Here is a 22,534-nt window from a genome sequence, read left to right as displayed (position 1 = left end):
CCTGGCGGATTTGCGACAATCCCTTGATGGGTTTTCGCCGCCTTTCACCGCATCTCGCCGTCACCGACGCCGTGTTGACAGTCATGCGCCGCTGCTGGCGCGCGTGCGCATGTGTGCTGCTGCTGGCGATGGCAGGACAGGCAGCGCTTGCACGTACCGTGCTCGAACTCGACGCCGGTCAACAACCTGTGGCGCTGGCAGATTGGGGCGACTACTGGATAGACCCGACAGCGCAAATGACGGTCGATCAGATTGCAGGCGGCACCACGCTGCCGTGGCAAGAAACATTGACAAAGGGCATCTACCCGCTGCAGCCCCGGCAGGCCTTGTGGATTCGTTTCACTGTGCCGCCCGCACCCGACGCCGAACGCTGGCTGCTGGAGATTGCCTACCCGGCCCTGGACCGGGCATCGCTGTACACGCTGGACCGCGCAGGCCTGTGGCGCGAGCAGCGTACCGGCGACCTGACGCCGGTCAACCAGTGGCCGACACCGCACCGGCACCCCTTGCTGGTGGTCAACTTCAATGCCGAGGAACCGACGCACTACCTGCTGCGCATCAACAACGTGCAGGGTTTCAGCGCGCCCATCCGTTTTGTTAGCTCGAGCTACGTCCTGCGCGGCGAGCAGAAGGTTTCGCTGTTTCTGGGTGTTTATTTCGGCCTGGCACTGCTCGGACTGGTGGCTGGACTTGCAGGCGTGATCTTGCTGAAGGACCGCGCATACCTTTATTACGCCTTCTGCTCCGTATTGGTCGGGCTGACACAGGCGGCGATCACCGGGGTGGCGGCTCTGCATCTGTTGCCAGACTACCCGCAGTGGGCCGACCGCTCGCTGGTGGTGCTAGGCGTCTGGATGCTGATAGCCCTATTGCTGCTCAATGCCACCATCGTGTCGCTGGCGCAGCGTTCCCGCCTTCTCAACGGCCTAGTCTGGGCGGTGATGCTCGCAGGGGCGGCGCTGTCACTGGCCCTGGCACTGACCGACAGCGAGCTGCGTATCCGGCTGATCGTGCCGTATCTGATTCTTGCGCCCTTGCTGATGCTGGGCGTTAACCTCTGGGCCTGGCGCCGCGGCGACCGCTTCGGTGGATGGCTGCTGCTCAGCGCAGCACCATTTGCCCTCAGCCTGGCGCTGGCCATAAGCCGCTACCTGGGGTGGCTACCGCTCAGTTTTGTGACCGAGCAGGCGGCGCTGGCCAGCATGGCATTGCAAATGCCGGCGATGCTGGCCGTGCTGGTGCTGCGCAGCCAGCACCGGCGGGAGAACACGCGCCGCATCCGGGGGCTGGACCGGGTGGACCCCTCCACCGGCTTGATCAACGAGTCGGTGTTTGCAGAACGACTGGCCCGCATGATCGCCCGCTCGGAACGGCTCAGACACCAAGGCGCGGTGCTGATGATCGACCTGGTCAATACCGAGCAAATCCAGCGTGACTTCGGCCGCAAGGCGGCGCAGGACCTGCCGCTGCGCGTCGCCGAGCGCCTGCTGTCCACGGCGCGCGACATCGACAGCGCGGCGCGCCTGTCCGAACATCGTTTCAGCATGCTGGTGGAGGGTCCGTTTTCAGCCGTAGAAGCCGCCACCCTGGGACCGCGCATCGTCGCGCGCTGCCTGATGCCTTATCACGGCCTGTCAGTCGAATGTGTGGCACAAGTGCACGTGGCGTACGCCCTGGTGCCGCGCCAGGGGCCGAGCGCAGAGATCGCGCTGGCCCGGCTGGCGCAAACACTGGCCGGCGTGTCCCCGCACAGCAAACGCGCGGTGTTCATGATTCCGGATTACGTGGCCACCGTCTAAGCCCGCGGTCGATCATGGTTTGCCTGTCATTGCGGGCTCGACCCGCAATCCATGTCCGCGCGTCATGGATGCCGGATCAGGTCCGGCATGACATTCAATAAAAGTATTCGCTCAGGTCTTGTTTTTGGCAGCCGGTTTAAGGCCAGCCACCGTCGCGCGCGGATGCGCTGCGTCATAGACTTTTGCGAGATGCTGGAAGTCCAGCCGCGTGTAGACCTGGGTGGTGGTGATGTTGGCATGGCCCAGCAGCTCCTGCACCGCACGCAAGTCACCACTGGATTGCAGCACGTGGCTGGCAAACGAGTGCCGCAACATGTGCGGATGCACCGGCGTGGCCAGCCCGGCCTGCAGTGAGCGCTGCTTGAGGCGCACGCGGATGTGCTGGGGTGTGAGGCGTGTGCCGCGCTGGCTGATGAACAGTGCTGCATTGTCCCTGGCCCACACACTGCGCGCGGCCAGCCAGGTCTGCAAAGCTACCAGCGCCTTGCCGCCAACCGGCACACTGCGCCGTTTCGCGCCCTTGCCAAGCACATGCGCCTCGGCTGCCTGCAAGTCGATCCAGCCCCTGGCCTGGCTGCTGGCCACCACGTCCAGCCCGGTCAGCTCGCCAATGCGCAGGCCGCAGCCATAAAGCAGTTCGGTGATGCACTGGTCGCGCGCCTGCAGCGCCGGGTCTTCGCCGTCCGCGCCCTGGAACGCCGCGAGTTGCACGGCTTCGTCCACGCTGAGCGCTTTGGGCAGCGGTTTGGCGGCTTTGGGCGCGCGCAGGTCCTGCACCGGGTTGCTGGCCACCAGGCCTTCACGGCCCAGCCAGGTATAAAAACCGCGCCAGCCCGACAGGATCAGCGCAATGCCGCGGCCGCTGCGGCCGCCGCCGTGCATCTGCGCGACCCAGCGCCGCATGTGAAGGTTCTGCACCGCTGTCAGCGCCACGTCGGCCTGGCGACAGTTGGCCTGCAACTTGGCCAGGTCCAGCGCGTACAGCTCGACGGTGCGTTGAGCCAGACGTTTTTCGACCCGCACATGTTCGAGATAACGCTCGACCAGCGGGTCGTTGTCGGGGGGCGGCGCGGACAACGCCGCTTCAGCAAAACTTGTGGGGGTGTCCTGCCCGGCCATGGATGAGTGGTCGACTACTCGGCCATGGGCCGCAGGCGCGACAGCGCCGCGCCTGCCAGCTCGCCGATGCGCTCCAGAAAGTCGGTGCCCATGCTGCTGCTGAAACGCTCGGGATCGGGCGAGGCCAGCACCAGCATACCGAAGGCCTCCGGCGATTTGCCGGAGCGCAGCGAAGGGCCGCCCCAAGCAAGCTCAGCCCCCTCGGGGGGCAGCGCAGTACGCGAAGCGACAAGCGTGGGGGTCATGGTCCGCAGCGGGATCAGCGCCACCGACATCGCCTGCGCCGGGTCGGGCAGCCAGCTAACCGCCTCAAAACCGGAGTTGACGCCGCAATACGGCGACGTCAGCGAAGACGCAAAGGTCTGTGTGTCTTCGCTGACACCGGTTGAAAAGTCTTCCATCGAAAAAATGCCGTTGACGTGCCAGACCTTGATCGCTGTCTGCGGCACGGCAAACTGCGACTGGATTTCACGCACGATGGTGTCGGGCAAGTCGCGCGCATGGGCGGTCAGCAGCAGGTTCAGGGTGCACTGCTGCAGCTTGTCGGCAATGCCGACGTTTTCATTGCCATAACGGATCATCTCGACGACCTTGGACTCCAGCCCCTTGATCTTGTCGCGCAACATGCCGGCCTGGCGCTCCTGCAGGCTGACCGCGCGGCCGCCGTGGCCGCTGGACAGCTGCACCGTCGCCAGCAATTCGGCATGGCGCTCGAAGAAGTCCGGCGTGTTGGCCAGGAAGTTGGCAATGTCGTCTTCGGTGATCGGGTTGTGGATGGAGCGTTCGCTTGGATTCATGTTCTTGGTTTTTCCGTTAAGTCGACAAAATCTGATGATTCAAAGGTGATCGGGGACGTTTATCGAAGCCTCAAACACCGTGGTGGCCGGCCCGGTCATCAGTACCGGCGCGGCGGCCGCGTCCAGCCCGCCCTGCCATTCAATGCTCAAGGTGCCGCCGTGTGTCAACACATCCACCCGCGCGTCCAGCAGACCCAAGCGTATGCCAGCGACCACCGCGGCGCAAGCCCCGCTGCCGCAGGCCAGGGTTTCGCCGGCACCGCGTTCATACACCCGCAGCCGGATCTGGCTGCGCGAAACGACCTGCATGAAGCCGGCGTTGACGCGGCGCGGAAAACGCGCATGGCCCTCGATCAGCGGCCCCGTTTCCAGCACCGGCGCGGTCTCCACATCGTCCACCCGTTGCACCGCATGCGGGTTGCCCATGGATAAAATCGCTATCAAAACAGGAGCTGCTTGCGCTTGTCCAGCAAGGGCCAGTGGCCATTTTGACCATGAATTGACAGCTTGAGGGGTCAGACCGGCGGCGTCGAAGGGCACCCGCGCGAGATCGAAGATGGGCGCACCCATGTCCACGGTGACGCGGCCGTCGGGTTGCAGACTCGGCTCAATCACGCCGGACAGCGTTTTGACGCGAACTGTGTCTTTGTCAGTCAGCCCCTGCTCGCGCACAAAACGCACAAAGCAGCGCGCACCGTTGCCGCACTGCTCGACCTCGCCGCCGTCAGCGTTGTGGATCACGTATTCGAAGTCGATGCCCGGATCAAGCGCCGGCCGCACCGACAAAATCTGGTCGGCACCCACGCCGAAGTGGCGGTCCGCCAGAAAGCGGTACTGGCCAGGCGTGAGGTTCAGGCGCTCGCGGGTCTCATCAAGCATGACAAAATCATTGCCCGCACCCTGCATTTTGGTAAATCGGATCAGCATGCGGGCATTATCCGCTGAGGCCGCGCCGCGCTGCCTTCCACCCGTTACCCCTTTTTGTGAAAGCCACCCATGCGTATTCCCGACTGGACGCCCGCCCTTAAACCCCAACCGCAAGACCTGGTGGACGCCGTCCTCAAGCGCCGCGGCGGCACGATGATCAATCTTGACAAAGCCCTGCTCTGGAGCGAACCGCTGGCGCGCGGCTGGAATGTGTACCTGGGCGCGGTGCGCACCGGCCTGCCGACCAGCCGCAAACTGCGCGAGCTCGGTATTTGCACCGTGGCTCTGCTGACAGGTGCGGTGTATGAATACAAGCACCACGCGCCTGACTTCCTGGTCGCTGGCGGCGTGCAGGCCGAACTCGACGCACTCAACGCCTTGATGAAGGCAGACGCGCGCCTGTCAGCGCAGCATGCCGACCTCGGCGAAGTCGAACAACTGGTGATCCAGTACGCCGCGCAGATGACACTGGACGTGAAAGTCAGCGACGAAGTCTTCGAGGCCCTGCGCGCACATTTCGATACCACGGAGCTGGTTGAACTGACCAGTGCGATTGCCACCTACAACATGGTGGCGCGTTTTCTGGTGGCACTGGGTGTGTCGCCCGAAGAGCATGACTAAGGCATGCAAAAAAGACGTACCCTTTTTCCTGGGCCCACCATCTCCAGGTGGGCGCCAATACTACTGACCATTTTCGCGCTGGCGGCTGGCGCCGCCACGCTTTCGACCAGTGCCCAGACGCTACCGCCAGGCAGCGCCCCTGTGCCCGTTGATGCCGAACGCGACCAGCGCTTCGCACGCTGGATCGCGGACTTCAGTAGCAGCGCGCGCGCAGCCGGCATCACCGATGCCACACTGCAGAGCGCATTCGATGGCATTCGTTTCATCCCGCGCGTGACTGAACTCGATGGTGCACAAGCCGAGTTCACACGCACGGTCTGGGACTATCTCGACAGCGCAGTCTCGACGCAGCGCGTCGTGCGCGGCCAGGACCGGCTGCTGCAAGCACGGCCAGCGGTCGACCCGGCCGCAACGCGCTACGGCGTCCCGGCCGAAATTTTGGCGGCGATCTGGGGCATGGAAAGCAACTACGGCAGCAACACCGGCGACATCCCGACAATCGACGCGCTGGCCACACTGGGTTTCGAAGGCCGGCGCGAGGCCTGGGCGCGCAGCCAGTTGCTCGCTGCGCTGAAAATTCTGCAGAACCGGGACATCAGCCGCGCGCAGATGGTCGGCTCCTGGGCCGGCGCCATGGGCCAGACGCAATTTTTGCCGTCGAACTTTCTGGCCTATGCGGTCGATGCCGACGGCGACGGCCGGCGCGATATCTGGGGCAGCCTGCCAGATGTAATGGCTTCGACCGCCAACTTTTTGGTCCGTTCCGGCTGGCAGTCCGGCCAGCCTTGGGGGCAGGAGGTGCGCCTGCCGCCGGGCTTCGACCTGGCACTCGCCGATGGCGAGCAGCGGCGGCCAGCAGCGGTCTGGGCCGGATTGGGCGTGCAAACCATGGACGGCTCTCCGCTGCCGGCGCTGGCGGACGCGGCCCTGCTGTTGCCCGCAGGTGCGCGTGGGCCAGCCTTTATCGTCGGCCCGAACTTCCGCACCATCCTGCGTTACAACAACTCGACCAGTTATGCCCTCGCCGTCGGCCTGCTGGCGCAAGCACTGGGCGGCGGCGCGCCGGTTCAAGCCGCCTGGCCGCGCGATTTGCAGCCGCTGTCGCGCAGCCAGTTGCTAGCACTGCAGACGGCGCTCAACGCCCGCAGTTTCGACAGCGGCACACCTGACGGCATGATGGGCCCGGCTACGCGCAGCGCTGCTCGCCGCTATCAGCGCAGCGTGGGCTTGCCAGCGGATGGGTATCCGACTTTAGAGTTGTTGCAGAGCGTGCAATAGAGTGGCAGGACGCGCGACCACTCACCTCTTAGCTCTTGTCACGTAGCGCTCGAGCTAAGCCGACCATGGAGCAGACGCCGAATGTCCGCGGAAGGATAATTAACAACTATCGCCTGGAGCCTTCAGGGGGTTGCGGCCATAGCAAGTCAGCGTTTGGGTAAGAGGTTAGGCATTGCCTTCGCCAGGCTTGGAGAAAACCGGGAAGAAGTCAACCAGATGGCCAGGGAAGAGCACACCGATTCGACCATTCTCCGAGTTCAGTCCGAGATCGCGCATTTGAGCGAGGTGCTCGAACTGCTTCCTTACATTCTCGGTCAAGCAGCTTTTGAGATAGGCGGTGAAATTGTCAACCGTCTCGACCTCCCTCTCAAGGCGGTGCAGACCAACTGCCTGGATCTCTACACCGACGGAGCGCTCCCACATGGATCGATATTGTTTGAATACCGGGACGCGGCCATTGAAGAACACTTCGTTGAACTTGAGTTTGTCAAGGACTACGTTGCCGTGCAGTAGGTCATTTCTCTCGTTTACGAGCGTGTGATATGCCTTGCAGAACTCGTGCGAGTAGTCGACGGGCCGTTCGAACCCCAAGCAGGTGATATGCAGCGACTTCACGCGAACGTCGATCGGCTGACGAATGGCGTTCTCGCGCAGCCTCTCGTCCAACTTTAGATCTGGCCTCATGAGAACGAACAAGATCAAATTGACGAAGGCCTCAGCCATCACCGGCAACATTGAACGTATGCCAAAGCAAAGGCCAAGCCCTTTCGTGTATTTTTCCAAAAGCTCCCCCCACCGATCTGGCGGAACCTCCTCCGCGCTAGTTATGTCGGGTATCGCTTCGTCTTCTGGACGAAGCTTGAGTTCTCGAAGATCATCCAGCAGTTTCTCGATCGATCCCCTGATTCTTCGATAAGGGTTCACGAACTCAGTCCAGTTTTCAAGGGCTTTGCGAACCTCGGACATCTGCTTGCCGTAGTTCGCGAAGTCGGCCTTGATCTGCGCAACAAGCAATGACTTGTCGGATTCCTCAACTCCAGCGCGCGAGGTAAGCCAGATCTCTGTTCGGAAGTTCATTCCCTGAAAAGTAAGCCACCCGTCATCACAGCGAAGACACCACTCCCAGTGAATTAGATTGTCTGAATCGTCGTTCCGAAGGAAGTTTTGCAGACCGTTCGGTGCTCCGAATCTCGCGCCAAGGTAGCAATATAGGTCGCTTGGTGCAATCTCGTTACGCAGCATCCAACGCTGCCCATGCTTTGGACGATTCTCCTGCTTCATGTCGTCGAGAAACTCCCTTGTGGGAGCGCCTTTGAGTGACGCTACAAGGTCAGCAGGAAGCGTCATTGCGATGCCTAATTTTGATATATCCCGCGAAATTGCGGAGTAGCATAGCGGCCCGGACGGTCAGGGCACTGCGGGTTATAAAACATCTGAGCTCATGAGGTTACCGCAAGCCGGGCTGCATGCCCTTCGATCCGGGACAGAAAAGGGCCCGCAGGCCCTTTCATCATCGAATGATGGCGCTCAATCCGCCTTGATCCCGTTGTCCTTCACCACCTTGGCCCAAATGTCGATTTGTTTGTCGATGAATACACGGGCTGATTCAGGCGTGCCGCCCAAGATGTCGATGCCCTGGGCGCTGAGTTTTTTTGCGATCTCGGGGTTCTTCAGCGCCTTGTTGACTTCTTCGTTCATGCGTTTGAGCACATCGGGCGGGGTTTTGGCGGGCGCCAGAATGGCCCACCAGGCCGGGGCGTCAAAACCGGCAAAACCACTCTCCGCCACAGTCGGCACATTGGGCAGGTCGTCTGAGCGTTTGCTGGTGGTCACGGCCAGCGGGCGCAGGCGGCCGCTATCGATGTGCGGCTTGGTGACAAACACCGAGCCGATGGACAGCGGCACATGGCCGGCCACCGCGTCGGTCATCAGCGGGCCGCCGCCTTTGTAGGGAATATGCTGCCAGTCAATACCGCCGCTTTTGGACAGCAGCGCCATCGCCAGATGCCCCAGGCTGCCCGAGCCTATGCTGCCGTAGCTGACATTCTTTTTGGCCTTGGCTGCGGCCACAACATCGGCAAAAGTCTTGTACTCGGATGCCGAAAAGGTGGCCAGCACCATGGCCGAGGTGCCGATCAGCGACACCGGCGCCAGGTCCTTGCGGGTGTCAAACGGCATGCCGGGGATTAATGTCGGGTTCACGCCATGGGTGTCAAACACCACCGCAAACGTGTAGCCGTCGGCCGGCGCTGCGGCCACTGCCGCCGTGCCGATGGAGCCCGAAGCACCGCCCTTGTTTTCGACAATGATGTTCTGCCCTAGTTGCTGCGACAGCGGCACCGCCAGAATGCGGGCCACCTGATCCACCGATCCGCCGGGCGGGAAAACGGCGACAAACTTGATCGGCTGTTTGGTGGGCCAGGCTTGGGCCATGGCGCTCAGCGGCGCTGCCAGCAAGGTTGCGGCCGTCACGGCGAAGGCGGTTCTGGAAATCCATTGTTTCATGAGAGGCACCTGCAAATAAAGTGAGGCCAGTATCCTTAGGCGTCGGTGAATCCGCCATTGCGGATAACACTTAGCATGTCACTGATCTCGGGTTTGACGCAGCAGCCGCGCCGTTTCGCGCAAAATCGGGCTTATGGTCCGACCTTCCCAACTTCTGTATCCGCAGCGCGAACCCGCGCCCACCCGCGCTGCCGCCACCGTGCTGCTGCTGCGCGATAGCCCCGAGGGCATCGAGGTGCTGATGACGCGGCGCTCCATGACTGCCAGCTTCGCACCGGGTGCCTATGTGTTCCCCGGTGGCGGCATTGACGCGGCGGATTTGGCGGCACACGCGCAGTCCACACGCCGCGCCAGCCAGAGCGACCTGCACCTGACGCAGGCGATTGCCGCCATCCGCGAAAGTTTTGAAGAACTCGGCGTGCTGCTGGCCCGCCATGCCGATGGCAGCTACGCCACCACCACCGACATTGCCGCGCTGGACCGCAAGGCGCCTTTCGCCGCGCAGTGCCGCGACAAGGGCCTGGTGCTGGCCGGCGACCAGGTGTTTGTGCTGGCGCACTGGATCACCGATCGCGATTTGCCGCGCCGCTTCGACGTGCCCTTTCTGGTTGCGCGCATGCCCGAGGGCCAGGAACCGGTCGCCGACGAGTCCGAACAGTTCGAACCTTGCTGGGTGCGGCCGGCCGACGCGCTGGCCCGGCATGAGGCCGGCAGCTTTTTCATCATCTTCCCGACCATACGCACGCTGCAGCGGCTCAAGCCTTTTGCGACAGTCGACGCCGTGCTGCAGGCCTGCGCGTCCGAGCAGCCACTGTGGACCTCCTGCCCGCGCGCCGGTTTTCTCGAAGGCGCCGAGACACGCTACATGGAGCATGAAGCGCCGTACGGCGAACTCGCCTTGACCAGCCCCGACGGACAGATGGTGCACACGCTGGACTGGCAAACCGCGCAACCGGTGGCCCTACTCAAAAACGTCATGCGCCTGACCGCGCCCAATCCCGGCGTGATGACCGGCCCCGGCACCAACAGCTACCTGGTCGGTGACCCGAACACCGGCTACATCGTGATCGACCCCGGACCGGCTGACATGGACCACCTGCAGCGGCTTTGGCGCGCAGCCGGCGGCGACATCCGCATGATTGTGTGTACCCACTCGCACGCCGACCACTCGCCCGGTGCCAAGCCGCTGCAGGCGTTGTGCAACACGCCGCCGCCCATCCTGGGCCTGCCATCGGCGCCGACAGCACGCGCGGCGAGCCAGTTCACACCGGATCAGTCGCTATCAAATCAGGAGCTACTCACGCTTACCAGTCATGGGCTGAAGCCAGAAATGACACATACCCTGAAAGTAATGCACACACCGGGTCACGCGGCCAACCACCTGTGCCTGATGCTGGTGGAAGACGGTATCTTGTTCAGCGGCGACCACATTCTCAACGGCAGCACCACGGTGGTGGACCCGCCCGACGGCAACATGAACGCCTACCTGGAATCACTCGACGCCCTCAGCGCCGCCTGCGACGAACACGGCATCAACTTCATCGCGCCGGCCCACGGTTACGTGATCGGTGAAGCGAAGACCGCGATTGCCCAGCTCAAGGCGCACCGCCTCAAACGCGAAGCCAAGATCGTCGGCGTGATGCAGGCGCAGCCGGAGGGAACCATGGACGACTGGGTGAAAATCGCCTACGACGACGTGGACTCGCGGATTTGGCCGGTTGCCAAACGATCGCTGCTCGCGCATGTGGAGCGGATTCAGGCGCAGGGTTTGTTTAATCTGTAGAAACCTGATGCGGGCTGGACACGGCTTGCGGATTCTCGTCTCGACCGCTCACGTCACCTGACTCGCGCTGCGTCCGCTGTCCGCCGTTGTCAGCAGGGATGACTCCCCACTCCCTCCCTCAGGGATGCGCTGCCTGACTCGCGCCTGGCGCGGCGAGGCTTTTGCGGGATGAGCCGTGAGGCGCAAAACCCTAGGTAAGGCTTTGCGCCTTGCCTGGTTTTGTAACGAAGCGGATCGCCCGCAAAACCACGCCCCTTCGGGTTCGGACCAAAACGGGCGCTTTCCTCACCAAACCCTTTGCGTGTGCCTTCGGGCACACGACGCGGCGTGTTGGCAAGCAAATCATCCCGTTGTGGATCCGAACGCGCATGGCGGGAGTCAGGCAGCGCATCCCCGACCCCTCCCTCGCCCCGCTGGGCGATGGAGGAGGACAACATGCGGCCGCGTGCGCTGCGCCCGCGTGCAAACATAACGGTCTGTTGGGATTCCCATCCTCGAAGCGTTGAGCGCTTCAAGGACTCCGGATTTGTCCCCGCATTGGTTTTTATCCCCCCACCCGTCGGGCTGGGCCGAGGAGCGCAGCCGAAAGTGGATCAGGGCGAGCGATTGTCTGAGACGGGAGAGTGCTAGCTCGGCCCCGTTTTCGGCGAGCACCGCAGGTTGCCCGCAGCGAAGCGCAGGGAACCAGACCATCGGGTCGCCTTCTCTTTGCTTACTTTCTCTTGGCGACGCAAGAGAAAGTGAGTCGCCCGCCGGGGCGAGACCCGGCTTGTTCGCAAACTCGCATGTTACGAAGCAGATAAGTAGTTCGCCCATATGGATCCCGGATCAAGTCCGGGATGACAGCGGAAGGGTCAAGCCAAAAAAGTGTGAAGCCCGCCGATAGGCCGGATTTTGTGCAGGGCGGTTTCCTTGCGGTTGCCGCCCCGTGACTGCCATTAATCTGGGCCGTCTGTCGCCAGACGGCTCGGTGCTACCTACCCGCACACTCCGGGGGCCCCGTCAACGTGTGCCTACTTGGTATTGCTGCGCGTAGAGATTGCTCGTTTCACCCGTCCCGGGTTGCCCCGGTCCGACTCGTCTCTGTAGCTCTGATCCTCACCTCACGGTGGACAGCTGTTAGCTGCTACGCTGCCCTTTGCAGTCCGGACCTTCCTCCAGTGCGGTGTTTCCACCCTTGCACCAGCGGCAGTCTGGCGTGCTTCACACCCCTATTATCCCGGCATTTAAAGCGCTATGGATTTGATAGCTGCTTGCGCACACCCGCTATGGGCTGAAAGCGTAAAATGCTCGATAGATCCGAAAAACAGATCCTGAGAGTCCCCATGATCCGCCTGACTGAACTCAAGCTGCCGCTTGACCATACCGAAGATGCCCTGCCCGCGCTGATCAAGCGCACCCTGGGCATCCAGCCCGACCAGCTGCGCGGCCACACGGTTTACAAACGCAGTTACGACGCCCGCAAGCAAAAGCTGCTGCTGGTCTATATCGCTGACGTGGAGGTGGCCAGCGCCGATCTGCAAGCCACGCTGCTGGCCAAGTTCAGCAACAACCCGCATATCCGTCCCGCACCCGACCAGACTTACCACCTCGTCACCACGGCCCGCCAGGCGCCGGCGCTGCGTCCGGTGGTTGTCGGCTTCGGCCCCTGCGGCATTTTTGCCGCCCTGTTGCTGGCGCAGATGGGCTTGAACCCCATCGTGCTGGAGCGCGGCAAGAAAGTGCGCGAACGCACCAAGGACACCTGGGGCCTGTGGCGCAAAGGCGTGTTGAATCCCGAATCGAATGTGCAGTTCGGCGAAGGCGGTGCCGGGACGTTTTCAGACGGCAAGCTCTGGAGCCAGATCAAGGACCCGCGTTTCCTCGGTCGCAAGGTCATGACCGAGTTTGTGAAAGCCGGCGCGCCCGACGAAATCCTGCTGGTCAGCAAACCGCACATCGGCACTTTCAAGCTGGTCAAGGTGGTGGAGAACATGCGCGAGCAGATCATCGCCATGGGCGGCGAGATACGTTTTGAGCATCGCCTATCGGACGTGTTGATCGAGGACGGCCAGCTCAGGAGCCTGAGTGTGCAAAACCTGGCCGACGGAACCAGCTACGAGCTGCGCACAGACCACATGGTGCTGGCGCCCGGCCACAGCGCGCGCGACACCTTTGCCATGCTGCACGAACGCGGCGTCTACATGGAAGCCAAGCCTTTTTCAGTCGGCTTTCGCATCGAGCACCCACAGGGCCTGATCGACCGCGCGCGGCTGGGACAACATGCCGGCCACCCGCTGCTGGGTGCGGCCGACTACAAGCTGGTGCACCACGCCGGCAACGGCCGCTCGGTCTACAGCTTCTGCATGTGCCCCGGTGGCACCGTGGTGGCGGCCACCTCCGAAGAAGGCCGCGTCGTGACCAACGGCATGAGCCAGTACTCGCGCAATGAACGCAATGCCAACGCCGGAATCGTGGTCGGCATCACCCCGGCCGACTACCCTGGCGGGCCGCTGGCCGGCATTGCTTTTCAGCGCGCACTGGAATCACATGCCTTCACCCTGGGCGGCGGCACTTACGAGGCGCCAGGCCAGCTGGTCGGCGATTTCGTGGCGGGCCGGGCCTCGACCCAACTCGGCAGTGTTGAGCCTTCCTACAAACCCGGCGTGCTGATGACCGACCTGGGCGGCGCCCTGCCCGACTACGCGATCACCGCCATGCGCGAGGCACTGCCCGTGTTCGGCAAAAAGATACGCGGCTTCGATATGTTCGACGCCGTGCTGACCGGTGTCGAGACCCGCACCTCGTCGCCTTTGCGCATCACGCGCGGCGACGACTTCCAGAGCATCAACGTCAAGGGCCTGTACCCGGCCGGCGAAGGCGCGAGTTATGCTGGCGGCATCCTGTCTGCCGGTGTCGACGGCATCGAGGTTGCCGAAGCGCTGGCGCTCAGTATGACGGGCAACAAAGGCGGCGCATGAACGACGACATCCATTTTTACGAACCCGCCAGCGGCCATGGCCTGCCGCACGATCCCTTCAACGCCATCGTGGGTCCGCGCCCCATCGGCTGGATTTCCTCGCAAGATGCCCAGGGCCACCTGAATCTCGCGCCATACAGTTTTTTCAACGCCTTCAACTACACGCCGCCCATCATCGGTTTTTCCAGCATCGGTGCCAAGGACAGCCTGCGCAACATCGAGCAGACGCGCGAGTTCGGCTGGAACCTGGCGACACGCGCGCTGGCCGAGCAGATGAACCTGTCGTGCGCAGCGGTGCCGCCAGAAGTCAACGAGTTTGAACTGGCCGGCCTCACACCGGTGGCCTCGCGCCGCATCGCGGTGCCGCGTGTGGCCGAAAGCCCGGTGTCCTTTGAGTGCCGCCTGACCCAGGTGCTGCAGTTGCAGGGTGTGGACGGCGTGGCGGTGCCAACCTGGCTGGTGCTCGGCGAAGTCGTCGGTGTGCACATCGCCCGCCACCTGCTCAAGAATGGCATTTACGACACCGCCGCAGCCCAGCCCATCCTGCGCGGGGGCGGCCCCGCAGATTACTTCACTGTTACCCCCGACAATCTGTTCAAGATGTTCAGGCCGCGCTGAACACCCATCTCCTTCATTTTTCCTGAACCGACACCCATGACCGATACCTCTCCCGCCACCACCGACCAGCCAGCACGCCCCGGCAAACGCCCACCGGCCCGCGCCCCAAGGCAACGCCAGGCCAGCCCGGTGCTTGAGCGCCTGTTCGCGCTTTACCCCAAGCTGTTCGGCGCCAAATTCTTGCCGCTCAAGCTCGGTGTTTTCCAGGACCTGCTGGCGCGCCATCCCGAGGATTTCAAAAAAGACGAACTCAAAATCGCCATGGGCCAGCACGCCCGCTCCACGCCTTACCTTGAAAGCGTGGCCGCCGGTCTGCCCCGGCATGACCTCGACGGCAATCCGGTCGAGCCGGTCGCGCCCGAACATGTGCACCACGCCATTCTGGAAATTTTCCGCCGCCGCCAGGCACGCTCGCGCGAGGACCTGCGCCCACGCCTGCAACTTCGGCTGATCCAGGCCATCGAAGTTTCGGGGCTGAGCCGCGAAGACTATGCCACGCTGGTGCGGGTGCAGGACGAAGCCACGAACGCGCTGGTCGATGACGCGCTGGCCGAGCTTGCCGTGCAGGCCGCCAAACGCGAGGCCCTGCTGCGCGCCTTCGAGGCGAGCGGAAAAACCGAAACCGAGTTTGCCGACATGTACGGCCTGAACCTGGCCGAGGTGACGGCAGCTCTTGCGCGCGTGCGCGCCGCACAGGCCGCCAAAACGGCCGTCACCCCATAAAAAAAGCCACTGCGGATGCAGTGGCTTTTTACCGGTGACCTGGCTGGGTCAGACCTGGCCGGGCTGGGCATTCTGCAGGGCAGCGATACGCTCTTCAATCGGTGGATGCGTCGCAAAAAGCTTGCCCATGCTGCCGGTGATGCCCATGGCTTCGACGGCCTTGGGCAACTGGCCGGGCACCATGCCGCCCAGGCGGGCCAGCGCATTGATCATGGGTTGCTTCTTGCCCATCAAGCGGGCCGCGCCGGCGTCGGCGCGGAACTCGCGGTGGCGCGAGAACCAGGCCACCACGATGGCGGCGGCAAAACCGAGCACGATGTCCAGCACGATGGTGCTCACGTAATACCCAATGCCTGGGCCGGAGTTGCTGCTGCTGCCCCGGCGCAAAAAGCTGTCCACCGCGTAGCCGATCACGCGGCTCAGAAACACCACAAAGGTATTCATCACACCCTGGATCAGGGTCATGGTCACCATGTCGCCATTGGCCACGTGCGCGATTTCGTGGCCCAGAACGGCCTCGATCTCTTCACGCGTCATGCCTTGCAGCAGGCCGGTGGAGACCGCAACCAGCGAGGAATTCTTGAAGGCGCCGGTCGCGAAGGCGTTCGGTGCGCCCTCAAAGATGCCGACTTCGGGCATGCCGATACCGGCGGTGGTCGCCAGTTTGCGCACGGTTTCGACAATCCAGGCTTCATCGGCGTTCGCCGGCTCGTTGATCACGCGCACACCCGAACTCCATTTGGCGACCGGCTTGCTGATCAGCAGCGAGATGATGGCGCCACCGAAACCGATGACTGCGGCAAAACCGAGCAGCATGCCCAGGTTCAGGCCTTGCGGCGTGAGATAGCGGTTGACGCCCAGCAGGCTGGCGACAATGCCCAGCACTACCACCACTGCAAGGTTGGTCATTACAAACAGCAAAATACGTTTCATGGGTTCTCCGTGGGGTCGGTGAAAAAATTCCGCCTTGCGCCGGATATGAGGTCTGGCCGACCCATATCAAGTTGCACCGGCGGCGCGTCCACTGTTTTTTGTTGTTCTGGATTCTTGCAGCGGGCGGAATACAAGAGAGTCATCATAAAAGGAAAAGTTCTCGTTTTCCGGCCACCAGCCAGGCACGCCAAGCACCGGCAAGGGCGCAAAAGGTTTGCCGGCCAGTTTTTCCGCGCTCAGATCCTGCGCCACCCAGGCGTCCAGATTTGCTATCGATTTCATAGCCGTCTGAGCCCGGTACACATGGGCTGTAACCGGTTTTCGTGGGTAAACCAGCTTTTCCAGCAGGGCGTGACCAAACAGCAGCAGTTGCGCCTGCTGCCACAGCGGGCGCAGGTCAATGAACAGCCTGCGCCAGTCTTTGTCCAGCAGCGCATCCCACAGCGGCTGCGGTGCCGACAGCAAAGCCGCGTTTTCGTCAAACACCGTGAGCGCATCGCGCACCGGTCCGCGCAGTGGCGCCACACCGGCAGCTGCAATTTCTGCTGCCTGCAATTGGTTGAGTTTGGCCTTGGTCAGCGGAAAACGTAGCCAACACAAGCCGTTGAAAAAATCGTGCAGGTTGTCGCGGGTTGGGACCGAGCCCGCGTCAAAGATAAATTGCTCGTAGGCCTGGCCGGCGGACAAGGCGGATTGCGGCACAAAACGCCGCGGCGCACCGGGTTCGCGGTTCAGGGCCTCGTGGAAGGCCGCGCCGCCGTCAATTGCCAGCGCCACCCGCTCGCCAGATTCGCGCCACGGCGCCAGCCAGGGGCGGTCCCAGTCAACGGGAAGCAGCAGCGCTGTATGCGAGGAACTCACCGTGAGGACGGAATGTAGCGAACTTCGTTGGGCTGTTTGGCAGGCGCCAACTCAAAATGGTGGGGGAATTTTTTGAACAGCTTGGGGGTGGCCGAATTTTTTCCCAGCAGCTTCGCGTCATGCAGCAACTTGGCAACATCACCCAGGCGCAGAAACTTTTCTGATCGCAATCCCGGCACAACCTCCAGAATGCGCTGAACCGATACATCTCCTGGTGCACCTGTCGCACTTTTTTCAACAACTTTTTTAAGCGCTGCCTTTTTAGCTGCCACTGGTTTCTCGGCAATCTTCTTGGCGGGCACCTTCTTTGCCACTGCTTTTTTGGGGGCCAATGTGCTCGGCTTCCCTGGCGTGCTAGACAATTGGCGCGTCTGCGTTCCCTTGTTCTGGCCGACATGGATGACGCGGTGGTAGGCTGAAATCGCCTCCGAGGCCATCTTGCTCTGCTCGGACACGCAGACCAAACGAATCCCACGCTCACGCAAGCGAACCAGTAAAGGAACAAAATCGGCATCGCCGGAGCCAATAACAATGGTTTGGGGCTTCGGCGTCTGGCAAGCCAGTTCCATGGCGTCCACTGCCAATGCAAGGTCTGTGGTGTTTTTGGTGAGGTAAAGATTTACAAACGGGCGGACTGCCAGAACGCGCAATACCTCGGCCAAACCTCGCAGGTTTTCCGCACTGCCATAAGCACGCCGAACGGAGATTTCCCCTTCGGATTCGAGTTCTCGAAATGCTTCCTCTATCCAGGCGGGGGAAGACAAGTTATCCGCGTCTATCAAAAATACAACCATGGTCCGGCGCCCCCTTTATGTTGATTGCCCAGTTGACTTGGGCAGAATTTTCAGCCGACCAGCTTCCACGCCAGCGCTTCGCCCGAACGCAGTGGTTTGAGTTCAGCCTCGCCAAAAGCGTAGCTCTCTGGCGGCGTCCAGCTTTCCCTGGTCAGCGTGATGCTGCCGCTGTTGCGCGGCAAGCCATAAAAATCGGCACCATTGAAGCTGGCAAAGGCTTCGAGTTTGTCCAGGGCCCCGGCGTTGTCAAACGCTTCGGCATACAGTTCCATCGCCGCATGGGCGGTGTAACAACCGGCGCAGCCGGTGGCGTGTTCTTTCAGGTGGGCCGCGTGCGGCGCGCTGTCAGTGCCGAGGAAAAACCGTGGATTGCCACTGGTGGCCGCTTCAACCAGCGCCAGCCTGTGGGTCTCGCGCTTGAGCACCGGCAGACAGTAGTAGTGCGGGCGGATGCCGCCGGTAAAAATTGCGTTTCGGTTGTACAGCAGGTGATGCGCGGTGACGGTGGCACCCATGAAACGGCCGGCGTCACGCACATAGTGCGCGGCGTCGCGTGTGGTGATGTGTTCGAAGACGATTTTCAGTTCCGGAAAATCGCGGCGCAGCGGAATCAGTTGCGTGTCGATGAAGACCGCCTCGCGGTCAAACAGGTCGATGTCCGGCGAGGTGACCTCGCCATGCACCAGCAGCAGCAGGCCTTCGCGCTGCATCGTTTCCAGTGTCTTGTAAGTCTTGCGCAGATCGGTCACACCGGCGTCGCTGTTGGTGGTGGCGCCCGCCGGATAAAGCTTGAGCGCCACCACACCGGCGTCCTTCGCGCGCTTGATTTCGTCAGGCGGCAAGTTGTCGGTCAGGTACAGCGTCATCAGCGGCTCGAAGGCCACGCCTGCCGGCACGGCGGCCTGGATGCGCTGGCGGTAGGCGACAGCCTGCGCCGCCGTGGTCACCGGCGGACGCAGGTTGGGCATGATGATGGCCCGGCCGAATTGCGCTGCAGTGTGCGGCACGACGGTATTCAGGGCATCCCCGTCGCGCACATGCAAATGCCAGTCGTCGGGGCGGGTCAGGGTTATTTGGGTCATGGCGCCATTGTCCCAAAAAGCCTAACGCCTTTTGTCATTGCGGGCTCGACCCGCAATCCATGTCACATCCACCCGCGCCCTTGGTATTCGAAACATGGATCCCGGATCAGGTCCGGGGTGACAAGACGTTCAATGTGCCAGGATTTTGTTGAGGAAATCCTTGGTCCGCGCCTGCCGATTCTCCGGGTGCATGAAAAACTCGTCCTTCGAGCAGTCTTCAAGAATCTTGCCGCCCACGTCCATGAAGATCACGCGACTGCCCACTTTCTTCGCAAACCCCATCTCATGCGTGACCACCATCATGGTCATGCCATCGGTGGCCAGGCCCATCATGCAGTCCAGCACCTCACCGACCATTTCGGGGTCGAGTGCCGAAGTGGGTTCGTCGAACAGCATGGCAATCGGGTCCATGCTGAGCGCGCGCGCAATCGCCACACGCTGCTGCTGACCGCCCGAGAGCTGGCCGGGAAACTTGTCTTTGTGCAGCATCAGGCCCACACGGTCCAGGTATTTGAGGCCATGGGTTTTGGCCTCGTCCTGGCTGCGGCCCAGCACCTTGATCTGCGCCAGCGTCAGGTTTTCAGTGACGCTCAGGTGTGGAAAAAGCTCGAAGTTCTGGAACACCATGCCGACACGCGAGCGCAGCTTGGGCAGATCGGTCTTGGGGTCGTGCACGGCCTGTCCATCGACATAAATTTCGCCTTTCTGGAAAGGCTCAAGCGCATTGATGACCTTGATCAGCGTCGATTTGCCGGAACCCGAAGGGCCGCAGACCACCACCACTTCGCCTTTTTTGATGTTAGTGCTGCAGTTGTTGAGCACCTGCACCGTGCCGTACCACTTGGAAACTTCTTTCATCTCAATCATCATGTGCTCCAGTCTTCTCTTGATCTTTATTCAGCTTGTCTTCTCATGGATTGAAAAAATTACCGAATGATGGCAATTTTGTTCTGCAGGCGCTTGACCATGTAAGACAGGCCAAAACACATCACGAAATAAACTACGGCAGCCAGCAAATAAGCCTCTTCGGTCCGGCCATAAATTTTGCCCGCGGTACTGAAGCCCTTGAGCAGGTCATAAGCGCCAATCGCATATACCAGCGAAGTGTCCTGAAACAGGATGATGGTCTGGGTCAGCAAAATCGGCACCATGTTCCTGAAAGCCTGCGGCAGCACAATCAGCTTCATGTTCTGCGCGTAAGTCATGCCCAGGGCGCGCCCGGCATTGACCTGACCGCGCGAAATGGACTGAATGCCGGCCCGCATGATTTCGCTGAAATACGCAGCTTCAAAGGCCACAAAGGTAATGACGGCTGAAATTTCCGCCCGGTAATTGCTGCCTCCGGGAATCAGCGCATAAAACCCGGCCGGCACCAGCAGGAAGAACCACAGGATCACCATCACCAGCGGCACAGAACGCATGCCGTTGACGTAGATGGTGGCAGGAACCACCAGGATTTTTTTGCCCGACAGGCGCATCAGGGCCAGGAGGGTACCAAAGATGATGCCGCCAATGGTGGCCACAATCGTCAGCTGGATGCTGAACAAAAAACCCTTGATGACAAACTTGGAAATGATGTCCCAGTTGAAAAAACTCAGGTCGAGTCCAAACATATCAGTGCCCCCCGCCAGACGCGCCAGCCATGGTGTAACCCGGTATCTGGACCTTCTTTTCAATAAAGGCAAACACCCGGTTCACGGCAAACGCCGACACCGCGTAGGCCGCCGTGACGGCCAGGTAAATCTCGATGCCGCGCGAAGTTTCTTCTTGGGCCTGCATTGCAAACATGGTCAGTTCGGCAATCGACACGGCAAAAGCGACCGATGAATTTTTAAGCAGATTCATGGATTCGCTGGTCAGCGGCGGAACGATGATCCGGAAAGCCATGGGCAGGATCACGTAACGGTAGGTCTGCGCCGTGGTGAAACCCATGGCCATACCGGCATACCGCTGGCCGCGGGGCAGCGACTGAACGCCGGCCCTGACCTGCTCGGCGATACGCGCCGAGGTAAAAAATCCGAGCGCAAATACCACCAGAACGTAACTGGGCAACTGCTGCATGGCGGGAAATATTTTCGGCACCACAAAGTACCAGATGAAGATCTGCACCAGCAAGGGGATGTTGCGAAACAACTCTACCCAGGCGTTGGCAAGGCGAACCAGCCACGGGCTGTGGGGCAAGGTGCGCAGCGTACCGAACAGGACACCCACCACCATGGCGACCACCCACGACGCACCCGCAACGGCCAGGGTCCAGCTCCAGGCTTCGAACATCCACTCAAGGTAAGTGCGCCCACTGCCGTCGTCGTTCAGAAAAACTTTCCAGTCCCAACTCATGGCAACTCCAGCTTTTTGTTATTCATGTTGCACGCAAACAGGCCTGCAGCAAATGACAAACCCCGCCGGTTGAAATTCAGGGGCGGGGTTTGTACCTGGTCAGGCGATCAGACGCCGGATTTACTTCTTGGCGTAGTCTTCCATCGGCTTCTCGTTCGGCGTCGCCCAGGCAGCCTTGGTGCTGTCGCTGGCGGCATATCCCACACGGGTGTTCTTCGGCGGGATCGGCTGCTGGAACCATTTGTCCCAGAGTTTGGCCATGTCGCCGGACTTCATCATTTCCTTGACGGTATCGTCGCCAACCTTTTTGAAGGCTGCATCGTCCTTGCGGACCATGATGGCGATCGGTTCCACGCTCAGGACTTCACCCACAATTTTGAAGTCGGCGGGCGTTTTGGAAGTGGCGATGTTGCCGGCCAGAATGGCGCCGTCCATCACAAAAGCGTCGGCGCGGCCTGACTCGAGCAGCAGGAAGCTGTCAGAGTGATCCTTGCCAAAAACTTCCTTGAAGTCAACACCGGTGGCGCGCTCGTTTTTACGCAGTGTTTGAACCGACGTGGTACCCGTGGTAGTCGCCACGTTTTTGCCGTTGAGCTGCGCAATGCCGGTGATGCCGGAGTTGGCCTTGACAGCAATACGGACTTCTTCAACAAAGGTGGTCGGCAGGAAAGACACGTCTTTCAGGCGAGTGGCGTTGTTGGTGGTGGAGCCACACTCAATGTCCACCGTGCCGTTTTGCACCAGGGGAATGCGGTTTTGTGAGGTCACCGACTGGTATTTGACTTCCAGCTTGCGGCCAACTGCCTTTTCCACGTTGGCGATGATGCGGTTGCAGACTTCAACGTGGTAGCCGGCGTATTTGCCGTCGCCCAGCGTATAGGACAAGGCGCCTGAAGAGTCGCGAACACCCATGGTGATGATGCCGGAAGCCTTGACTTTGGCCAGAGTGTCGGTGGCCTGGGCGAAAGCGCCGCTGGTCGCGAGGACAGCAATGGTCAATGCGGCTAGTTTGAGTTTCATGAAATTTCCTTCAGTTGATGAAATAGTTGATGAAATAGTTGATGACGTCATTCTAAGGAGCCGGTCATGGGCCCATGCCCAAGGTTTGCCCCATCCCTTTGCGCGCCAGCCGGTGGACCGGTATGTTCAGGAACGCGCTGGATGAACCCACGGCCGACAGCTTGCAGGTAAAGCTGCGGCGCACGAGAAGTAAAGCGCGAATCCAGGAACAAGCAATCCCCAAGACAGTGCCAGCGTCCAAATCGGCAAAACAGTGTTGTCAGGCTAAGCAGTCTTTGTGCCAACCCTTCCAATGTCCCTGGCGGGTCGCATCAGAAAGTCACCCTCTCTGCATCACAGAACGTCCCGGACTGTAAATTTTCAGCCGCCGAAAAGCCA

20 protein-coding genes and 1 other RNA gene are annotated in these 22,534 nt (G+C 61.4%); 7 read left to right on the top strand and 14 right to left on the bottom strand.

Annotated features, from left to right (window positions below):
• Positions 1 to 26: 26 nt before the first annotated feature.
• Positions 27 to 1,799 carry a sensor domain-containing diguanylate cyclase gene (locus tag IEX16_RS07655; protein WP_188707759.1) on the top strand — a complete coding sequence of 591 codons (1,773 nt, stop codon included), beginning with the start codon at positions 27 to 29 and terminating at the stop codon, positions 1,797 to 1,799.
• 111 nt (positions 1,800 to 1,910) lie between these two features.
• On the opposite strand, the gene IEX16_RS07650 is transcribed toward IEX16_RS07655, so the two are convergent.
• Genes IEX16_RS07650 through dapF form a run of 3 tightly spaced genes read right to left on the bottom strand, consistent with a single transcriptional unit; the run spans position 1,911 to position 4,642 of the window.
• Positions 1,911 to 2,918, bottom strand: a complete 1,008-nt coding sequence (locus IEX16_RS07650) for a tyrosine recombinase XerC (RefSeq protein ID WP_188707758.1) — start codon at positions 2,916 to 2,918, stop codon at positions 1,911 to 1,913.
• A 14-nt stretch (positions 2,919 to 2,932) separates the two neighbouring features.
• Positions 2,933 to 3,715 (bottom strand): DUF484 family protein, encoded by a 783-nt coding sequence (locus IEX16_RS07645; RefSeq protein ID WP_188707757.1) that lies wholly within the window; start codon positions 3,713 to 3,715, stop codon positions 2,933 to 2,935.
• Between the two features lie 39 nt (positions 3,716 to 3,754).
• Complete coding sequence (gene dapF, locus IEX16_RS07640; protein ID WP_188707756.1) at positions 3,755 to 4,642, bottom strand: diaminopimelate epimerase; 888 nt, start codon at positions 4,640 to 4,642, stop codon at positions 3,755 to 3,757.
• Between the two features lie 69 nt (positions 4,643 to 4,711).
• Here dapF and IEX16_RS07635 point away from each other — a divergent pair, with 69 nt between their 5' ends.
• Complete coding sequence (locus tag IEX16_RS07635) at positions 4,712 to 5,263, top strand: carboxymuconolactone decarboxylase family protein (protein ID WP_188707755.1); 552 nt, start codon at positions 4,712 to 4,714, stop codon at positions 5,261 to 5,263.
• Between the two features lie 3 nt (positions 5,264 to 5,266).
• On the top strand, positions 5,267 to 6,541 hold the full coding sequence (locus IEX16_RS07630) for a lytic murein transglycosylase (RefSeq protein ID WP_188707754.1): 1,275 nt from the start codon (positions 5,267 to 5,269) through the stop codon (positions 6,539 to 6,541).
• A gap of 165 nt (positions 6,542 to 6,706) precedes the next feature.
• On the opposite strand, the gene IEX16_RS07625 is transcribed toward IEX16_RS07630, so the two are convergent.
• Positions 6,707 to 7,888 carry a hypothetical protein gene (locus tag IEX16_RS07625; protein ID WP_188707753.1) on the bottom strand — a complete coding sequence of 394 codons (1,182 nt, stop codon included), beginning with the start codon at positions 7,886 to 7,888 and terminating at the stop codon, positions 6,707 to 6,709.
• Between the two features lie 180 nt (positions 7,889 to 8,068).
• On the bottom strand, positions 8,069 to 9,046 hold the full coding sequence (locus IEX16_RS07620; protein ID WP_188707752.1) for a tripartite tricarboxylate transporter substrate binding protein: 978 nt from the start codon (positions 9,044 to 9,046) through the stop codon (positions 8,069 to 8,071).
• 133 nt (positions 9,047 to 9,179) lie between these two features.
• On the opposite strand from IEX16_RS07620, the gene IEX16_RS07615 reads away from it, so the two are divergent.
• On the top strand, positions 9,180 to 10,829 hold the full coding sequence (locus IEX16_RS07615; protein ID WP_188707751.1) for an MBL fold metallo-hydrolase: 1,650 nt from the start codon (positions 9,180 to 9,182) through the stop codon (positions 10,827 to 10,829).
• Between the two features lie 867 nt (positions 10,830 to 11,696).
• Here IEX16_RS07615 and rnpB read toward each other — a convergent pair.
• An RNA gene (gene rnpB, locus IEX16_RS07610) (RNase P RNA component class A) lies at positions 11,697 to 12,034 on the bottom strand.
• Positions 12,035 to 12,154: 120 nt separating this feature from the next.
• Between rnpB and IEX16_RS07605 the strand changes: the two genes are divergently transcribed.
• The 3 genes from IEX16_RS07605 to IEX16_RS07595 are packed head-to-tail and all read left to right on the top strand — an operon-like array spanning position 12,155 to position 15,129.
• Entirely contained in the window at positions 12,155 to 13,789 is a 1,635-nt protein-coding gene (locus IEX16_RS07605) for an NAD(P)/FAD-dependent oxidoreductase (protein WP_188707750.1), read from the top strand.
• The gene (locus tag IEX16_RS07600) at positions 13,786 to 14,406 is read left to right on the top strand and encodes a flavin reductase family protein (RefSeq protein WP_188707749.1); all 621 of its coding nucleotides are present in this window, start codon (positions 13,786 to 13,788) and stop codon (positions 14,404 to 14,406) included. The genes IEX16_RS07605 and IEX16_RS07600 overlap by 4 nt, the downstream gene beginning before the upstream one ends.
• Positions 14,407 to 14,442: 36 nt before the next feature.
• Positions 14,443 to 15,129: a ProQ/FINO family protein gene (locus tag IEX16_RS07595; protein ID WP_188707748.1), complete on the top strand. Its 687-nt coding sequence runs from the start codon at positions 14,443 to 14,445 to the stop codon at positions 15,127 to 15,129.
• Between the two features lie 48 nt (positions 15,130 to 15,177).
• On the opposite strand, the gene htpX is transcribed toward IEX16_RS07595, so the two are convergent.
• The 8 genes from htpX to IEX16_RS07555 form a co-directional block, all read right to left on the bottom strand.
• Complete coding sequence (gene htpX / locus IEX16_RS07590) at positions 15,178 to 16,062, bottom strand: protease HtpX (RefSeq protein ID WP_188707747.1); 885 nt, start codon at positions 16,060 to 16,062, stop codon at positions 15,178 to 15,180.
• Positions 16,063 to 16,128: 66 nt separating this feature from the next.
• Positions 16,129 to 16,923, bottom strand: coding sequence for a DUF3025 domain-containing protein (locus IEX16_RS07585; protein ID WP_229676239.1), 795 nt, complete (start codon positions 16,921 to 16,923; stop codon positions 16,129 to 16,131).
• Entirely contained in the window at positions 16,920 to 17,717 is a 798-nt protein-coding gene (locus tag IEX16_RS07580; protein ID WP_188707746.1) for an NYN domain-containing protein, read from the bottom strand. The genes IEX16_RS07585 and IEX16_RS07580 overlap by 4 nt, the downstream gene beginning before the upstream one ends.
• A 50-nt stretch (positions 17,718 to 17,767) precedes the next feature.
• On the bottom strand, positions 17,768 to 18,799 hold the full coding sequence (pyrC, locus tag IEX16_RS07575) for a dihydroorotase (protein ID WP_188707745.1): 1,032 nt from the start codon (positions 18,797 to 18,799) through the stop codon (positions 17,768 to 17,770).
• A 129-nt stretch (positions 18,800 to 18,928) separates the two neighbouring features.
• Positions 18,929 to 19,666 carry an amino acid ABC transporter ATP-binding protein gene (locus IEX16_RS07570; RefSeq protein WP_188707744.1) on the bottom strand — a complete coding sequence of 246 codons (738 nt, stop codon included), beginning with the start codon at positions 19,664 to 19,666 and terminating at the stop codon, positions 18,929 to 18,931.
• A 59-nt stretch (positions 19,667 to 19,725) separates the two neighbouring features.
• Complete coding sequence (locus tag IEX16_RS07565) at positions 19,726 to 20,412, bottom strand: amino acid ABC transporter permease (protein ID WP_188707743.1); 687 nt, start codon at positions 20,410 to 20,412, stop codon at positions 19,726 to 19,728.
• A gap of 1 nt (position 20,413) precedes the next feature.
• Positions 20,414 to 21,136, bottom strand: coding sequence for an amino acid ABC transporter permease (locus IEX16_RS07560; RefSeq protein WP_188707742.1), 723 nt, complete (start codon positions 21,134 to 21,136; stop codon positions 20,414 to 20,416).
• A 120-nt stretch (positions 21,137 to 21,256) separates the two neighbouring features.
• Positions 21,257 to 22,156 (bottom strand): transporter substrate-binding domain-containing protein, encoded by a 900-nt coding sequence (locus tag IEX16_RS07555; protein ID WP_188707741.1) that lies wholly within the window; start codon positions 22,154 to 22,156, stop codon positions 21,257 to 21,259.
• Positions 22,157 to 22,534: the final 378 nt, after the last annotated feature.

Origin of the sequence: Polaromonas eurypsychrophila, assembly GCF_014641715.1 — a bacterium.
GTDB classification, from domain to species: domain Bacteria; phylum Pseudomonadota; class Gammaproteobacteria; order Burkholderiales; family Burkholderiaceae_C; genus Polaromonas; species Polaromonas eurypsychrophila.
The sequence above is the reverse complement of the archived record's forward strand: the minus strand, read 5'-3'. Positions and strand labels throughout refer to the sequence as shown.

Bases quoted from the DNA above. Each gene is read 5' to 3' on its own strand.
- IEX16_RS07600 (WP_188707749.1), top strand. From the start codon at position 13,786: ATGAACGACGACATCCATTTTTACGAACCCGCCAGCGGCCATGGCCTG.
- IEX16_RS07645 (WP_188707757.1), bottom strand. From the start codon at position 3,715: ATGAATCCAAGCGAACGCTCCATCCACAACCCGATCACCGAAGACGAC.
- htpX (WP_188707747.1), bottom strand. From the start codon at position 16,062: ATGAAACGTATTTTGCTGTTTGTAATGACCAACCTTGCAGTGGTGGTA.
- IEX16_RS07595 (WP_188707748.1), top strand. From the start codon at position 14,443: ATGACCGATACCTCTCCCGCCACCACCGACCAGCCAGCACGCCCCGGC.
- IEX16_RS07630 (WP_188707754.1), top strand. From the start codon at position 5,267: ATGCAAAAAAGACGTACCCTTTTTCCTGGGCCCACCATCTCCAGGTGG.
- IEX16_RS07570 (WP_188707744.1), bottom strand. From the start codon at position 19,666: ATGATTGAGATGAAAGAAGTTTCCAAGTGGTACGGCACGGTGCAGGTG.
- IEX16_RS07615 (WP_188707751.1), top strand. From the start codon at position 9,180: ATGGTCCGACCTTCCCAACTTCTGTATCCGCAGCGCGAACCCGCGCCC.
- IEX16_RS07655 (WP_188707759.1), top strand. From the start codon at position 27: ATGGGTTTTCGCCGCCTTTCACCGCATCTCGCCGTCACCGACGCCGTG.
- IEX16_RS07605 (WP_188707750.1), top strand. From the start codon at position 12,155: ATGATCCGCCTGACTGAACTCAAGCTGCCGCTTGACCATACCGAAGAT.
- IEX16_RS07625 (WP_188707753.1), bottom strand. From the start codon at position 7,888: ATGACGCTTCCTGCTGACCTTGTAGCGTCACTCAAAGGCGCTCCCACA.
- IEX16_RS07560 (WP_188707742.1), bottom strand. From the start codon at position 21,136: ATGAGTTGGGACTGGAAAGTTTTTCTGAACGACGACGGCAGTGGGCGC.
- IEX16_RS07650 (WP_188707758.1), bottom strand. From the start codon at position 2,918: ATGGCCGGGCAGGACACCCCCACAAGTTTTGCTGAAGCGGCGTTGTCC.
- dapF (WP_188707756.1), bottom strand. From the start codon at position 4,642: ATGCTGATCCGATTTACCAAAATGCAGGGTGCGGGCAATGATTTTGTC.
- IEX16_RS07555 (WP_188707741.1), bottom strand. From the start codon at position 22,156: ATGAAACTCAAACTAGCCGCATTGACCATTGCTGTCCTCGCGACCAGC.
- IEX16_RS07620 (WP_188707752.1), bottom strand. From the start codon at position 9,046: ATGAAACAATGGATTTCCAGAACCGCCTTCGCCGTGACGGCCGCAACC.
- IEX16_RS07565 (WP_188707743.1), bottom strand. From the start codon at position 20,412: ATGTTTGGACTCGACCTGAGTTTTTTCAACTGGGACATCATTTCCAAG.
- IEX16_RS07580 (WP_188707746.1), bottom strand. From the start codon at position 17,717: ATGGTTGTATTTTTGATAGACGCGGATAACTTGTCTTCCCCCGCCTGG.
- IEX16_RS07635 (WP_188707755.1), top strand. From the start codon at position 4,712: ATGCGTATTCCCGACTGGACGCCCGCCCTTAAACCCCAACCGCAAGAC.
- pyrC (WP_188707745.1), bottom strand. From the start codon at position 18,799: ATGACCCAAATAACCCTGACCCGCCCCGACGACTGGCATTTGCATGTG.